Annotated in this window: 11 protein-coding genes and 1 pseudogene; 4 read left to right on the forward strand and 8 right to left on the reverse strand. The window is 73.7% G+C overall.

The genetic code is table 11. The features are described 5' to 3' along the window. Window positions 1–552, reverse strand: a pseudogene (locus ACHZ99_RS29100) (hypothetical protein); the annotation flags it as partial. A gap of 1,043 nt (window positions 553–1,595) precedes the next feature. On the opposite strand from ACHZ99_RS29100, the gene ACHZ99_RS29105 reads away from it, so the two are divergent. The 4 genes from ACHZ99_RS29105 to ACHZ99_RS29120 all read left to right on the forward strand — a co-directional run bounded on the left by ACHZ99_RS29105 (window position 1,596) and on the right by ACHZ99_RS29120 (window position 5,476). Then, window positions 1,596–2,111 carry a SigE family RNA polymerase sigma factor gene (locus ACHZ99_RS29105; RefSeq protein ID WP_420307787.1) on the forward strand — a complete coding sequence of 172 codons (516 nt, stop codon included), beginning with the start codon at window positions 1,596–1,598 and terminating at the stop codon, window positions 2,109–2,111. A 1-nt stretch (window position 2,112) separates the two neighbouring features. Continuing rightward, window positions 2,113–3,288: a hypothetical protein gene (locus ACHZ99_RS29110; protein WP_420307788.1), complete on the forward strand. Its 1,176-nt coding sequence runs from the start codon at window positions 2,113–2,115 to the stop codon at window positions 3,286–3,288. A 98-nt stretch (window positions 3,289–3,386) separates the two neighbouring features. Then, window positions 3,387–4,637, forward strand: coding sequence for a L,D-transpeptidase (locus ACHZ99_RS29115; RefSeq protein WP_420307789.1), 1,251 nt, complete (start codon window positions 3,387–3,389; stop codon window positions 4,635–4,637). A gap of 155 nt (window positions 4,638–4,792) precedes the next feature. Further along, window positions 4,793–5,476 (forward strand): hypothetical protein, encoded by a 684-nt coding sequence (locus ACHZ99_RS29120; protein ID WP_420307790.1) that lies wholly within the window; start codon window positions 4,793–4,795, stop codon window positions 5,474–5,476. 82 nt (window positions 5,477–5,558) lie between these two features. Here the strand turns inward: ACHZ99_RS29120 and ACHZ99_RS29125 are convergent, their stop codons facing one another. The 7 genes from ACHZ99_RS29125 to ACHZ99_RS29155 all read right to left on the reverse strand — a co-directional run bounded on the left by ACHZ99_RS29125 (window position 5,559) and on the right by ACHZ99_RS29155 (window position 13,944). Then, window positions 5,559–6,392: an SAM-dependent methyltransferase gene (locus tag ACHZ99_RS29125; protein WP_420307791.1), complete on the reverse strand. Its 834-nt coding sequence runs from the start codon at window positions 6,390–6,392 to the stop codon at window positions 5,559–5,561. Window positions 6,393–6,574: 182 nt separating this feature from the next. Continuing rightward, window positions 6,575–7,792, reverse strand: a complete 1,218-nt coding sequence (locus tag ACHZ99_RS29130) for an FAD-dependent monooxygenase (protein WP_420307792.1) — start codon at window positions 7,790–7,792, stop codon at window positions 6,575–6,577. Continuing rightward, entirely contained in the window at window positions 7,789–9,189 is a 1,401-nt protein-coding gene (locus ACHZ99_RS29135; protein WP_420307793.1) for an MFS transporter, read from the reverse strand. The genes ACHZ99_RS29130 and ACHZ99_RS29135 overlap by 4 nt, the downstream gene beginning before the upstream one ends. A 62-nt stretch (window positions 9,190–9,251) precedes the next feature. Continuing rightward, window positions 9,252–10,046 carry a YoaK family protein gene (locus ACHZ99_RS29140; protein ID WP_420307794.1) on the reverse strand — a complete coding sequence of 265 codons (795 nt, stop codon included), beginning with the start codon at window positions 10,044–10,046 and terminating at the stop codon, window positions 9,252–9,254. Continuing rightward, complete coding sequence (locus ACHZ99_RS29145) at window positions 10,043–11,854, reverse strand: gamma-glutamyltransferase family protein (protein WP_420307795.1); 1,812 nt, start codon at window positions 11,852–11,854, stop codon at window positions 10,043–10,045. The genes ACHZ99_RS29140 and ACHZ99_RS29145 overlap by 4 nt, the downstream gene beginning before the upstream one ends. Window positions 11,855–11,937: 83 nt before the next feature. Further along, window positions 11,938–13,077 carry a DUF3500 domain-containing protein gene (locus ACHZ99_RS29150; protein WP_420307796.1) on the reverse strand — a complete coding sequence of 380 codons (1,140 nt, stop codon included), beginning with the start codon at window positions 13,075–13,077 and terminating at the stop codon, window positions 11,938–11,940. 84 nt (window positions 13,078–13,161) lie between these two features. After that, window positions 13,162–13,944, reverse strand: a complete 783-nt coding sequence (locus tag ACHZ99_RS29155) for an alpha/beta fold hydrolase (protein ID WP_420307797.1) — start codon at window positions 13,942–13,944, stop codon at window positions 13,162–13,164. Window positions 13,945–14,125 lie beyond the last annotated feature (181 nt).

Below are 14,125 nucleotides of genomic sequence, written 5' to 3' on the forward strand. Positions count from 1 at the left end.
ACGCATGTATCTGTCTGGGAGGGGCGGATTATGGCACGTGCAGTGCGAGTCACTGATCCGTAGTGATAGACCCCAGATGGGGTCCGTGAGCCGCGCGAGCAGCGTGTCGTGCTCGAGCGGTGCATCGCGCCGCGTGTCCAACTCAAAGATCCACTCGTCGCCTTTGATCCACGATCTAGTTGAGTAGGCCGAACTGGAGGTGTGAAAGAGCGCGATGCGCCGTAGAAGACCAGAGCCCAGCCATGCCAGCTCGCGGTCGCCCTTCCTCACACGCGGGTGCTTGATCTCGTCCTCGCGCTCGAAGCTCGACAGTACAGGCTCCTGCCACAGCGGAGGGTGACCGCCCTCGTCGAGTTCCTGCCACCGGGCGGACAGCTCGTGCTGCCATCGAGTGCCGGGGATTCCACGGACGATGAGGCGGCCGTCGCTGTTGACTCTGGTGAGATGCAGGTCCGTGTTCTGAACACCCGCTACCCGCAGGCCGAACGCACCATCGACCTGTACCCCTGGATCTGCGTAGGGCAGCAGATTGTCGAGGGCGTAGGAGCTCATCGGATACATTTCCCCAGCCGAGAGCTCAGTGTGGCCATCAAGGTGGACAACCACTGTGCCTTCGGGAGTGATGCGTACCTTGGAGATTCCGACCGGATGAGCCCACCATTCGCCTCCCCGCCCCAGGTGAGACATGAGTTGAGACTCGAGAAGAGCTTGATCACCTATAGCACCCGGGATGGGGTGTTCGTTGTCAAGAGCCTTCAGAGACCCCTTGAGGCGGCGAAATGACTCCCCGGTATACAGGCAGCGCATCCGAATGCGATTGGCCAGACGTCCACCAGCAGACATGCACGATCCGTCCTCGAACGCCGCTGCCCCAAAGCATCCGAACACTGATCAGTGCACCTGAGAAGGCGCAGACATACGTCACCTAGCGATGAGTGGTGAAGCTAGGGCTTCTTGATCCCTCGGAGGCACCGCTCTGGGGCAGCGCAGTGCCGGGATTGGCCGCCATCCGACCAGGGCTGATGGTGGCCTATCACGCGCGCTTCACGCAAGTTCCCTGGTGGTAAGGCAGTCGACGTCCAAGCGTCCGCGGGGTGGGCGCGGCTGGTCGGGACGCAGAGTCCCCCATGCTCAGCGCCAAGGCGCGTGGAGGGGAGGTATCGGCGCAGGTGAGAGGGTGCGCAAGGTGAGCCCGATGTGAGCCCGGATGCCTGCGGATGAGCTGTCATGGACTGATAGCCAACGCAGCGCCGCCCGGCGCTGACCTGCATGGACAGCGACCGGGCGGCAGGGCTCTGAATCCCCTGTCATGATCGGTCTCGAACTCGTCATGCGTAGGTCAAGGGTTCGATTCCCTTAGGCGGCTCCTCTTTGACCAGCGGCTTCCTTCGGGGAGCCGCTGTTCTGCGTGTGCCGTCGCCACCATCTGCGGTAGAGATTTCAGGCCACCCGACGCGTCCCCCCATCCGCTGACGTCCGGGGCTGGGTGTCGGGCGGGGGCGCTGGTGGGGTCGGTGGGTTGGGTGGGTGGGGCAACCGCATCGGGGGGCTTCGGAGTCAGGTCTGCGAGGGGGTGGTGTCCGAGAATGTGCACCGTGACCAGCGGCACCGACGCACCGACGTTCGAGGAGTACGCCGGCAGCATGTGGCCGTCGCTGTACCGCAGCGCGTATCTGCTCACCGGGAACCACGCGGATGCCGAGGACATCGCTCAGCAGACGTTGTTGCAGGCGTACCGATCCTGGTCGCGGGTGATCCGGTCGGACTCGCCCGACGCGTACCTGCGGCGCATGCTCACCAACACGTTCCTGTCGGCCCGCCGCCCGATGAAGCGGCGTCTTGAGCTGCTGACCGACGCTCCGCCCGAGCACGACGCGGCGCGGCTGCCGCACGGGCCCGAGGACCGGATGGTGCTCTGGCCGCACGTGAAGTCCCTGCCGCCGCGGCAGCGCGCGGTGATCGTGCTGCGCTACTACGAGGACCTCAGCGAGCAGGAGATCGCCGACGCCCTCGGCTGCTCGCGCGGCACGGTGAAGTCCACCGCACATCGCGCTCTCAAGGCGTTGCGGGCCGTCCTCCGCTCGGAACGCACCGACGGGAGGGAGAGCTGACATGAACGACGATGTCGAAGAGGTCCTGGGCCGCGAGCTCAACGAGGTGGCCTCCGGTCTCCAGGTCCCGGCCCGTCCGCCCCTGCCGCAGGAGGAGCGGGTGCAGACCCGGGGACTCTTCCGGTGGCCGAGGCTGGTCGGGTGGCGGCCGGTGGTGGTCGCCGCCGTCACCCTCGCCGTCGTGGGCGCGGTCTCCGGGGTGCTGTCGTACCTGGACGGCGGGCCGCGGCAGACGGCGGTGCCGCCGCCCACGCGGAGTCCCTCCGTACCGACGGACGGCCCCTCCACGCCCACGCAGAAGCCGCCCGCCCGTCCCCTCACCGCCGACGCGCCGACGGTGCCGTATCTGCTGGAGGGGCGCCTGTTCGCCGGGGGTGAGCAGGTGCCCGGGGAGTGGCTGACTCTGCGGCAGGCCGGTGACGCCTGGGCCGCGTGGAGTGACGACGGCACCTGGTCGTGGGGTACCGGTCCCGAGGGGAACGCCATTCCCGGCACGGTGGTCCTCCAGCCCCGGCTCTCCCCCGACGGGGGGCTCCTCGCGGTCGGCACCATCACGCCGGACGGCGGCCGCGTGCTGCTGATCGACACGCGGTCCGGTGAGACCGTCGACTCGCTGCCGTTCGACGCGGCCGAGCCCGGCGATCCGAACGCGCTCGGCGTCGTCGCGGTCACCGGGGACCGCAGGGTCTTCATCGAGGACGGGAGCGACAACGGGCGCCTGTGGCTCGCGGGCGGGGGCGACAGGACCGTCGACCTCGACAGCACCGCGCCCGGCCAGCAGGTCAGGGGCAGCACGGCCGCCGGTCTGATCGTGTTCGACGAGACCAGGGACGGCCGGCGCGACGCGACCTACCTGGCGGAGGCGTCCGGCACCGGAGCGCTGACGCGGTTGCGGACGCTGCCGAGCGAGGAGGCGGCGGTCAACCCGTCCGGCTCCTGGCTCGCGTACGGCGGCTCCTGGGGCGGCGAGTCCGAGACGATCTCCGAGATCACGGCGCAGCAGGTCGACGGCGGCCGCGAGCTCACGCTGGCGCCGGCCGACAAGCGGCAGCTCCTCCCCAAGACCTGGGAGGACGACGACCTGCTGCTCGCCGAGCTGTACACCGACGGAAGCCCGACCGGCCTCGCACGGTGCAGCGTCCGCGAGGAAGCCTGCATGGTCGTCGACCTCCCGTGAGCCTTGCCGAAAGTCATCAGCAGGGGGCAACCCGCGAAAACGTATCCCTCGTCAGTGGATTGGAGATTTCACGAGTGGGCGGGACGAAGGGGAGCCACATGGGGTGGGACCGGGCGGGACACGGGGACACGGCGGGGAGACCGGCGCGGCGGGCGGTGGTACGGGCCATGGCGCTGACCGGCGTCGCGGTCGGCGGGGCGAGTGCCTGCGTCAAGGGCAGCACGGCGCAGGCGGATGACGATCCCACCCGGCGGGGCGGTGCCTCCCGTTCGCCGTCCGCGCCCGTCATCACCATCGAGCCCGGCGGCGAGGCGGGCGCGGTAGCGCCGGGCGGCCGGGTGACCGTGCGCGTCGACGGGGGCCGGCTCACCGAGGTGACCGTGCGGGCCGAGGACACGGACTCCTTCGCGGGCGAACTGTCGCGGGACGAGTCCGTGTGGACGTCCACGGCGCTGCTCGGCCCCGGTGTCCGGTACACCGTCTCGGCCCGCGCCCAGGGGGACGGCGGCCGGGACGCCGCCGAAAGCGTGGAGATCACGACGGCCGAGGCGGGGGAGACGTTCGTCGGCGAGTACAGCCCGGAGAAGAACTCCGTGGTGGGCGTGGGCATGCCCGTGTCGATCGTGTTCAGCAAGCCCATCGGCGACAAGGCGGCCGTCGAGCGCGGGCTGAGCGTGACCTGCGAGCCCGGGGTCGAGGGCGCGTGGCACTGGATGACCCACCGGGACGGCAGGGACCGCGTGGACTTCCGGCCGAAGGAGTTCTGGCGGCCGGGGACGCGGGTCACGCTCAGGATGTCCCTGTCCGGTGTCGACAACGGCGACGGACTCCTGGGCACGCAGCAGCGCGTGGTGAAGTTCCGTATAGGCGACGCGGTCGTCACCGAGGTGGACGTGCGGAACAAGACGATGACCGTCACCAGGAACGGCGAGAAGCTCCGGGCACAGCCGGTCCTGATCTCCGCGGGCAAGCCGGGCTACGACACCTGGAGCGGCACCATGGTCGTGCTCGGCAAGGTGCCCGACCTGCGCATGGACTCCAGCACCGTCGGCATCTACGGCCCCGAGGCGTACGACATCGGCCATGTGAAGTGGGACGTGCAGCTCACACCGTCCGGCACCTATACGCACGCCGCCCCGTGGAACGAGGGAAAGTTCGGCCGGATCAACTACAGCCACGGCTGCATCGGCATGAGCACCGCCGACGCCCAGTGGTTCTACGACCAGGTGCACCTGGGCGATCCCGTGACCGTGACCGGCTCCGCGGAGCGGACCGTGGACACCAACAACGGCTACGGCGGCTGGAACGTCGACTGGGAAGCCTGGAAGGCGGGCAGCGCGCTGGCCTGAGACCGGTGGGCGTCGCGGGGTCAGGCGCCGGGCGGACGACGGCCGGCGGCTCCTCGGCCGTACTGCGCCGGACGCGGCGTCAAGTCGCGTGTTCGGGAGGTATCGGATGAGATGGTGCCATCTGTCCCACGCGGACCCGAGGGAGGAGGGCACCCGTGTCCGACGGCATCCCGGCCGCCCCCCGCCGGCTGGACCTGGTCCTGGCGGTCGTCATGGCGCTGGCCGCCGTCGGGACCGCCTGGGCCGGGTTCCAGAGCGCGAAGTGGAGCGGCGTCCAGGCCATCGACTACGCCGCCGCGGGCGCCGAGCGCACCAAGTCCAACCGCTCCTCGACCAAGGCGGGACAGCAACGTGTCACCGACGTCGTGACCTTCACCTCCTGGCTGAACGCGCTGAACCAGGAGATCGTCGACGATCCCTCCGCCCGCCCCCGCGGCGAGTACGAGCCGGACCCCGACGCCGTCTCCGGCTTCCTCTTCCAGCGCTTCCGCGACGAGTTCCGGCCCGCCGTCCACGCCTGGCTGGCCACCCGTCCCCTCGTCGACCCCGACGCGCCCGCCACCCCCTTCGCCATGTCCCGCTACCGGCTCGCCGAGGACGCCCGCGCCCGCCTCCAGGAGCGGCGCGCGGACCGGCTGTCGCAGGACGCCCGTACCGCCAACCAGCGCTCCGACAACTACGTCCTGACCGCGGTCGTCTTCGCCCTCGTCCTCTTCTTCGCGGGTCTCGCCGGCCGCACCACCACCAGAAGGGCCCCGCAGTACCTGCTCTCCGTTCTCGCCGCGGTGGCGCTGCTCTTCGCCGCCGCCCTGCTGCTCACCTTCCCCGTGACGGTGTGAAAGGCGGCGGGTGACGGGTGACGGGCGGCGCGCACCGGCGGAAAGGCGTGCGCGCCCCGCGTCACCCGCCCGGCCCCCGGGCTCAGCCGGTGCCGAGGCGGCCCACGCCGCCGTAGAGCCACACCTCGTCGAGGTGCCGGGGCCGTACGGGCCCGTCCGGGTGCCAGTGGGGCAGCTGGACGACGCCGGGGTCGACGACGTCGAAGCCGGCGAAGAAGGACTCCACCCGGTGCCGGGGGCGGGGCACCATCAGGGCCGCGGCGCGCCGCTCGCCGTAGACGGCGGCGGCGTCGGCGGCGCGCTCGGGCTGGATGTCGTTGGTGGTGTGGGACAGGGCCAGGTAGCTGCCCGGGGGGAGGGCGTCGCGGAGGGTGGCGACGAGGCCGGCGGGGTCCTCCTCGTCGCGTACGAAGTGCAGGATCGCGGACAGCATCAGGGCCACCGGGCGGTCCCGGTCCAGGGTCCGCCACAGCTCCGGGGCGCGGAGGATCTCGTCCGGGCGGCGCACGTCGGCCTCGATGTACGCCGTGCGGCCCTCCCGGGAGCCTCTCAGCAGGGCGCGGGCGTGGGCGAGGACGACGGGGTCGTTGTCGGCGTAGACGACGCGGCAGTCGGGGCTGATGCGCTGGGCGACCTCGTGGAGGTTGGGCGAGGTGGGGATGCCGGTGCCGATGTCGAGGAACTGGCGTACGCCGCGGCCGACGAGGTAGCGGGCGGCGCGGCGCATCCAGGCGCGGTTCGCGCGCGCGGACTCGCGGACCTGGGGGGCGCGCCGGATGGTTTCCTCCGCGGCGGCGCGGTCGGCCTCGTAGTGGTCCTTGCCGCCCAGGAGGTAGTCGTAGATCCGCGCGGGGTGCGGGATGTGCGGGTTGATCGGTTCCGGCGGCTGTTCGCCTAAGGGGGGCTGGTGGGTCACGGGCGTCTCACTCTCGGTGTCGGCGGTTTCACCGCGGACCACCGTCCACCATCCGGCGGTACGGGACAACTCCGGCCGCGCCCCGGCCACCCGGGTGGGGTGGCCGGGGCTCTTCCACTCGGGCAACGGCGCTGAAAGCCGAGCGGAGTCAGGGGAGTCCGCGGGCCGCGGACAGGGGCCGGTCAGCCGGCCGGGCGGGGTGCGCTCGCGGGCGGGAAGTCGGGCAGGGCGAGGGCGGAGTGGGCCGGCCGGCCCGCCCCGGAGGGGATGGCGCTGAGCTTGCGCAGCCTGGCGTTGCGCTGTTCGAGGGCCTCGGCGGTGGTGGGGAAGAGCGTGGCGCCGCCGGCGCCGACGAGGTCCTGGTTGAGGGTGACGAACCCGCGGGTGCCGTGCTCGTACGCGGCGAGGCCCGCGGTGTGGTCCCGGCCGGCCAGCGAACGGGCGAGCATGTACGCGCCGACGAGCGCGAGGCTGGTGCCCTGGCCGGTGAGGAACGACGGCGCGTACGCGGCGTCGCCCACCAGCGCTGCCCGTCCGCTGGACCACCGGGGCATGCGGATCTGGCCGACCGCGTCGAAGAACACCTCGTCCGCGTCGCGCATCGCGGCCAGCATGCCGGGGACCTCCCAGCCCGCGTCGGCGAAGACCGCGGCGACCAGGTTCCGCTGGGCCGGCGGGTCCGGGAAGGCGTCGAACGGCGGTACCGGCCGGGCGAAGTTCAGGAAGGCGTGTACGTCGTCGCCGTCGCCCCCGACGGCGTAGAGCGCCGCGGCCCGGCCGGGGGCGTTCCACATCACGGTCTCGTGGGAGAGCCCGAAGGTGTTGCGCATGGTGAACACGGCGAAGCAGTAGCCGAGGTAGCGGTGGAACCGCTCCTCGGGGCCGAAGAGCATCTCCCGGGTGCGCGAGTGCATGCCGTCCGCGCCGACCACCAGGTCGAACGTGCGCCTGCCGCCCCCGCGGAAGGTGACGTCGACGCCGTGGCCGGACTGGTCGAGGGTGTCGACGGAGTCGTCGAACAGGAACTCCACGTCGTCGCGGACCGCCGTGTAGAGGGCGTCGGTCAGGTCCCCGCGCCGCACCTCCAGGTCGTGCCCCTCGACGCCGCCGCTGACGGAGTGCGGGTGGACCGACGCCACCCGGTCGCCGTCCCCGTCGAGGAAGGTCAGCCGGCGCAGGTCGATGTGCGCGTCCCGCAGCGGCGGCAGGATCCCCATCCGGCGGACGACCTCCAGGGCCGTGCCGCGTACGTCGACGGGGTAGCCGCCGGCCCGCGGGCCGCCCGCCTTCTCCACCACGGTGACGGCGTATCCGCAAAGGACGAGCCAGTACGCGAGGGCGGGGCCGGCGATGCTGGCCCCGGAGATCAGGACCTGGCGCGGGGGTGTGGTGGGGGTCATTCCTGGACTCCTTTGCTCATGGTGCGGACGACCAGCAGGGACAGCGCGGTGACGGCGCCGGCGATGACGAAGCCGGTGACGAAGGAGGACTCGGCCGGGATCTGCGACCCGGAGGGGGTTCCGGCGGTGAGGAGCAGACCGCCGATCTGTGCGCCCACGGCGTAGCCGACCACGCGGTTGACGAGGATCAGGCTGCTGGCGATGCCGGTGTCGCTCTGCGCGACGGAGGTGGCGGTGCTGGTCATCATCGCCGTGACGCACAGGCCGTTGGCGAGGGCGATCAGCGCCTTGCCGACGACGACGTGCCAGACCGCGGAGTGCACGGCCGCCAGCGCGAACAGGGAGACGGCCATCATGACCGCCCCGGCGGCGACCACGGCCCGCGAGCCGAACCGCCGGGTCCCGAGCCCTCCGAGCGGCCCGGCCAGGGAGGCGGCGACGGCGCCGGGCAGCAGGAAGAAGCCGATCGCGGTGGCGCCGGCCCCGAACCCGTACGACCCGTCGGGCAGCGCGAGCAGCTGCGGTACGAGGAAGACCGCCACCGAGGTGCCGACGCAGATCAGGAACGTCAGCACGCACGCCTTCCAGATCGCGGGGCGGGCCAGCATGCGCAGGTCGATCATCGGCGCGGGCGAGCGGCGCTCGACGACGACCCAGCCGGCCGTGCAGGCGGCCAGGGCCACGACCAGGGCGGTGAGCGCGAGTGGCCGGGTGTCGAGTTCGGTCGCCTTGACCAGCATGATCATGAGGGCGGACAGCATTCCGCTCAGAAGCAGCAGCCCGGGCCAGTCGATCCCGGCGGCGTCGGACCGGCCCGGCGGGTCGTTCGGCATCAGCCTGTGCACCAGCAGGGTCGACCCGATGACCGCAAAGGTCGGCAGCGCGAACATCCAGTGCCGGGACAGCGTCTCCGCCACGGGCCCGGCCGCCAGGATCCCCGCCATCGTGCCCCCGACGAACAACCCGCTGACCGTCCCGATGGCCACCTTCGACTCGCCCGCGGGGAGGTGCGCGCGGACCACGATGAACGACAGGGGCAGCGCGCCCACCATCGCCCCCTGGAGCACCTGGCCGAGCAGCAGCACCGGCAGGTTCGGCGCCACCGCGGACACCAGGCCGCCCACCGAGACCACCGCCATCAACCGGACCAGGACCCGCTTGCCGCCGTAGCGGTCGCCGAACTTGCCGGCGATCGGTGCGGTGAGCGCGCCGGTGATGGCGAGCGCGATGCTGAGCAGCGCCCCCTCGGCCGGGGTCAGGTTCAGCTCGCGCTGGAGGAGCGGGAGCGTCGGCGTCACCACCGACTCCAGGGCGCCGCTGGCGAGGGCCAGCAAGCCGAGGGCCCCGACAGCGGCCTTTCCGAGGGGGACCGGGGGAGCCTGGGCTGTGGTGGTCATGAGCGTCCTTTCCGTCGGTGCCGGGCGGGCAAGGGGTCGGCGGTACGGGCCGCGCCGCCGCGCTACGCGGACGTACGCGCGCCGCCGCCCGCGCGGGGCGGCGGGGGCGCGGGCGCGGCCGCGGAACTGCTCGGGGGAGGGGGAACCGTCCCGGTCGGCGGTCCGGCCGCGGCTCCGGCCGGGTCCCCGGCCGGGCGGGCGGCGGCGTGGCCGAGGGCGCTCACGGCCAGGACGGCGAGCGCCGCCGCCGTCACCGCGAGACCCGCGTGCACCCGGCACAGCGCCGCGCCGGCGACGGCGCCGAGGACGATGAGCGAGACGGCCGCGACCCGCCGCAGCGCGCCCCGGCCGCGGGCCGCGCCGAGCCGGGAGTCCGCCGCGAGGCCGGTCAGCGTGGAGGTGACGACCACGGTGGTGACGTCCTTCACCGCCAGGTGGCGGGCCGTCGCCGCCTGCGCCCCCATGGCCAGGGCGAGCGCCGACGCCGACAGCGCGCGGGCGCCGGGGGTGCCCGACCCGGCGGTGGCCAGGCAGAGGGCCGTCGCGGCCAGGACCAGCCCGACGCCGCCCAGCAGGCCCGTGCAGCGGCGCCTCCAGCCGGGGCCGGCGGTGCGCAGCACCCGCCCGGCGAGGGCCGCGCCGACGAGGAAGAGCGCCAGCGCCAGGAGGGGTCCGAGCACCGGCAGCCCCGTCCCGCCCGTGGCGGCCATCCCGAGGATGACCACGTTGCCGGTCATGTTGCCCGCGAACACCTGGTCCAGGCGCAGGTATCCGACGGCGTCGACGACGCCCGTCGCGAAGGTGAGGGCGAGCATCAGCCCCAGGGGGGTGACGCGCCGCCGCACCGCGCCGCTCATCGGCCCGCCGCGTAGCCCTGGGCGCCACGCGGGTTGGCCGCCGCCCGGAGGAGGCCGCTGTCCGGGTCGCGGGTGACGACGGACAGCCGGCCCTGGCTCCACGGCCCGGAGACGGTCACGGCGTGGCCGCGTGCGCGCAGCTCGCCGACGACCGCCTCGCCCGCCCGCTCCTCGATCACCAGTCCCCCGGGCGTCCAGGTCCGCGGCCAGAACGAACTCGGCACCGCGGTGGTGTGGAACGCGGGGGCGTCGATCGCCTCCTGCGGGTCCAGCCCCAGCGCCAGCGTGCGCACCAGGTAGAGCAGCTGCCACTGGTCCTGCTGGTCGCCCCCGGGGGTGCCCAGCGCGGCCACCGGGCGGCCGCCGCGCAGCAGCAGGGTCGGGGTCAGGGTGGTACGGGGCCGCCGCCCCGGCGCCAGGCGCGCCGGGGCGGCCGGGTCCAGCCAGGTCATCTGGAGCCGCGTGCCCAGCGCGAAGCCGAGGTCCGGCACGGTGGGGGAGGACTGGAGCCACCCTCCCGACGGGGTGGCGGAGATGAGGTTGCCCCAGCGGTCGACGACGTCGAGGTGGCAGGTGTCCCCCCGGGTGTCCCCGGTCTGCTGCACGGTGGGTTCGCCCACGCCGTCGGCCCGTACCGCGGGCTGCGCCGTGACCAGGGGAGGGGCGTACGGTGCGACGCCGATGTCGCCGGGCCGGAGCGTCGTCGACGCGGTCTCGCCGATCAGGGCGGCGCGCTCCGCGCTGTAGCGGGGGGACAGCAGGCGGCGCAGGACGGTCTCCGCGTCCGCCGGGTCCAGGTGCCCGTAGTACGCCTCCCGGTCGGCCATGGCCAGCTTCAGCGCCTCGGTGACGGTGTGGATCCCCGCGGCGGTGGAGGGGTCGATCTCCGCGTCGCCGAAGTGGCCGAGGAGGGTGAGGGCCTGGAGCAGCACCGGCCCCTGGGACCACAGGCCCGCCTTCGCCACCGTGGTGCCGCGGAACTCCGCGGTGACCGCGGGTTCCAGGGACGGCTGGAAGTCGGTGAGGTCGGCGGCGGTGAGCACGCCGGCGTGGTCCCGGCCCGAGGAGTGCCGGTGCGGTACGGCCGCGAAGCCGGCGAGGGCGGCGGCGACGAACCCGGTGCGCCAGGTCCGCCGCGCGGCGTCGATGCGTGCGGTCCTCGTCGCCCCGGTGCCCGCGGCGGTCAGCCGGCGCAGGGTGCGGGCGTAGGCGGGGTTGGTGAGGGTGTCGTACGGGCGGGGGAGCCGTCCCCCGGGCAGCCACTGCGCGTACGACGTCGGCCAGTGCGTGCGGAAGAGGTCCTCGACCGTGGCCAGGACGCGCGTGAGCTGGGGTACGGCGGGTACGCCGCGCTCCGCGTAGTCGACGGCGTAGGCGAGGACGTCGGCGAGCTCCCAGGTGCCGTACGCGCCGAGCAGCCACAGCCAGGAGTCGACGGCGCCCGGGACGGCGGCGGCCAGCGCCCCCGCGCCCGGGACGTGGTCCAGCCCTTCGGCCCGGAAGTGCTCGATCGTGGCGCCGCGGGGCGCGTGGCCCTGTCCGGCCAGCACGCGCGGCGACGGGTCCGCCGCGGTGGCGAGGACGGCGACGAGGTCGCCGCCGGGCCCGTTGAGGTGGGGTTCGGCGACGTGGAGGACGAAGGCGCCGGCGGTGGCGGCGTCGAAGGCGTTGCCGCCGCGCTCCAGTACGGACTGGGCGGTCGCGGAGGCCAGCCAGTGCGTCGACGCGCACATGCCGAAGGAGCCGCGCAGCGTGGGGCGCGTGGTGTGCGGGGGCGCGTCGGTCGGTGACGGTTGCTGACCGGCCATGTCTGTCCCAATCCGTTCGTCTGGCGGGGGCGGGTGACGGGTGGCGTCCGGCGTTTGGCGGGTGGCGGGTGGCGGGTGGCGGCTTACGGCGCGGGCGGGGCCGTGCCGGGACCGGCGCGGTGGTGGGCCGCGTGGTGGGCGGCCAGGACGTCGCCGCCGAAGTCGGTCTCCGGGTCCCGCCACACGGCGTGGGCGTGGTTGGCGCCGCGGTGGACGTTGGTCCACTCGATGAGCAGCCGCGGGCCCTGGAGGCGGTAGTAGTGCGGTTCGCCCGCGGCGGTGGAGCCGGCCCAGGCGAGGTGGACGGCGTCCAGCGCCGCCGGGTCGTCGTAGCGGGGCAGCGGGGACACCCCGTCCGGGACGCGGTCGAGGTAGGTGCCGAGCAGGGCGCGCAGCAGCTCCCGCTGCGCGGCGTCGAGGGCGGCGCCCGGCACGCCCTTGGGCGCCGGGGTGAGCGCCAGCGCCCGCTGGTCCGTCCCGTACAGGCCGGTGACCGGGTGCCCGGCCCGGTCCGGTACGTGCTGTCCCGGGCGCCAGAGTTCGCTGCGCCGCACCACGCGGTCGCCGACCCGGGCGCTGTTGCCCGCCACGACGTCGTTCGGGGCGCGGGGCAGCAGCACGGCGCGGGCGGCGGCCTCGGGGGCGAGGGAGCGGACCAGCTCGCGGGCCAGGTCCTCGGCCGTGCCCAGCGGGCGCAGCGCCGCGCCGCCCAGCAGCGGTGCCGCGGCCGGGTCCGCGCCGAGGAAGCACGGTGTGGCGGCGGCGACGCGGCCGTCGGCCACGAGGTTGTTGAGCGAGACGTGGTGGCCGCCGAACCGCCAGCCCCACGGCTGCGCTCCGCCGGGTTCGCCGAAGACCCGCAGGTAGTACATGCCGGGATCGCGGGTGCGTTCGCGGCCCCAGTTCACCGAGAAGCCCTCGGTGCGGTCGAGGACGTTCTCCAGGCCGAGCACGGTGGCCACGGTGGTGTAGCCCGCTTCGGACAGCCCGCTGGCGACCAGCCGCATCACCAGCCGGTGCTGGTGGGGGCGCTGCTGGTGGAAGGTCAGGCCGCCGTGGTCGGTGGGCGTGTAGAACCAGCGGGTGCGTTCCGCCCCGGCCGGGCCGGCGGCCCCCGGCGGCGGCCCGGACGCCGCCCGGCGCTGGTCCGTGTCCAGGGACTCCAGCCACGCCAGGGCCGCTTCGGCCATCCGGGCCGCGGCCTCGCGGCTGCCGTCAGCCATGGCGGGGGAGCCGGGCCGGGCGCGGGCGGGGGGTGGCCGGGTGGCCCCGCTGCGGGCGCCGGGTCCACGGGTGGGCCGTACCGCTCATGCCGCGTTCACCCCGAGGAAGTCGCGCACCCGGCGGGCGACCGTGTCCGCGAACTCGACCGCGATCCCGTGCCGCCCGCCCTCGATCGCCCGCAGTTCGGCGTTCGGCATCCGCCGTGCCATCAGGACGGCGCCTTCGTAGGGCGCGAGGCGGTCCTCCGTGCCGTGCACGAGGAGCGTGGGCGCGGTGATCTCCCCGAGCCGGTCCCGGACCTCGTGGAGCCGGGCGGCGTCGTGGCGGCGGGCGCGCTGGCCGGGGTCGCGGACGGTGAGCGTCCGGGCGGCGGGCCGGGAGCGGAGCGCGGCCTGCCCCGCGGGGGTGAAGAAGAAGTCCGCCACCGCGTCCTGCCGGTCCTCGTGGGACATGCGCAGCAGCTCGTCGATCGCCTCGCCGCCCAGCGCGAAGCTCGGCGTGGTGGCGACCAGGACGAGGGACGCGACCCGCCCGGGGTGCCGGAGCGCGGCCTGGAGGGCGACCACACCGCCGAAGGAGGTGCCCAGCAGGTGCGCCCGCGGCAGGTCCAGCGCGTCCAGCAGGTCGGCGAGGTCGTCGCCGAGGACCTCCGGGGGGTACGGGACCGGGGGGTTCACGGTGATCCCCGAGTCCCGCTGGTCGTACGAGATCGCCCGTATCCCCGCGCCGAGCCGGCCGCGGAGCGCCGTGAACTGGGTGCGGTCGCTCTCGCCGCCGTGCACGAGCACGAGCGGCACGCCGTCGCCGTCGTCGATGACCCCGACGTCGAGTTCACCGGCCCGTACGGTCGCCTGGTGTGTCGTCACCGCCACCCTCCTTGTTGACGTAGGAGTATAGAAGACTCTGATTTGAGATGAGCGTATCACTTTAACGCCGGACCGGACCCGGGCGTGCGGAGAGTGTGCGCGCACGGCCGTGCGGCCGGCGTCGTACCCGGGTGGTGAGGTGGGGGTGCTACCCCGGTAGGGGGTGGTGGAGGGGCGGCAG

The sequence above is a fragment of the Streptomyces sp. MAR4 CNX-425 genome (genome assembly GCF_048656465.1).
Classification (GTDB): Bacteria; Actinomycetota; Actinomycetes; order Streptomycetales; family Streptomycetaceae; genus Streptomyces.

What these genes read in the sequence shown, in the direction of transcription:
- ACHZ99_RS29115 (WP_420307789.1), top strand. Translation starts at nt 3,387, where the DNA reads ATGGGGTGGGACCGGGCGGGACACGGGGACACGGCGGGGAGACCGGCG.
- ACHZ99_RS29130 (WP_420307792.1), bottom strand. Translation starts at nt 7,792, where the DNA reads ATGACCCCCACCACACCCCCGCGCCAGGTCCTGATCTCCGGGGCCAGC.
- ACHZ99_RS29145 (WP_420307795.1), bottom strand. Translation starts at nt 11,854, where the DNA reads ATGGCCGGTCAGCAACCGTCACCGACCGACGCGCCCCCGCACACCACG.
- ACHZ99_RS29135 (WP_420307793.1), bottom strand. Translation starts at nt 9,189, where the DNA reads ATGACCACCACAGCCCAGGCTCCCCCGGTCCCCCTCGGAAAGGCCGCT.
- ACHZ99_RS29150 (WP_420307796.1), bottom strand. Translation starts at nt 13,077, where the DNA reads ATGGCTGACGGCAGCCGCGAGGCCGCGGCCCGGATGGCCGAAGCGGCC.
- ACHZ99_RS29140 (WP_420307794.1), bottom strand. Translation starts at nt 10,046, where the DNA reads ATGAGCGGCGCGGTGCGGCGGCGCGTCACCCCCCTGGGGCTGATGCTC.
- ACHZ99_RS29110 (WP_420307788.1), top strand. Translation starts at nt 2,113, where the DNA reads ATGAACGACGATGTCGAAGAGGTCCTGGGCCGCGAGCTCAACGAGGTG.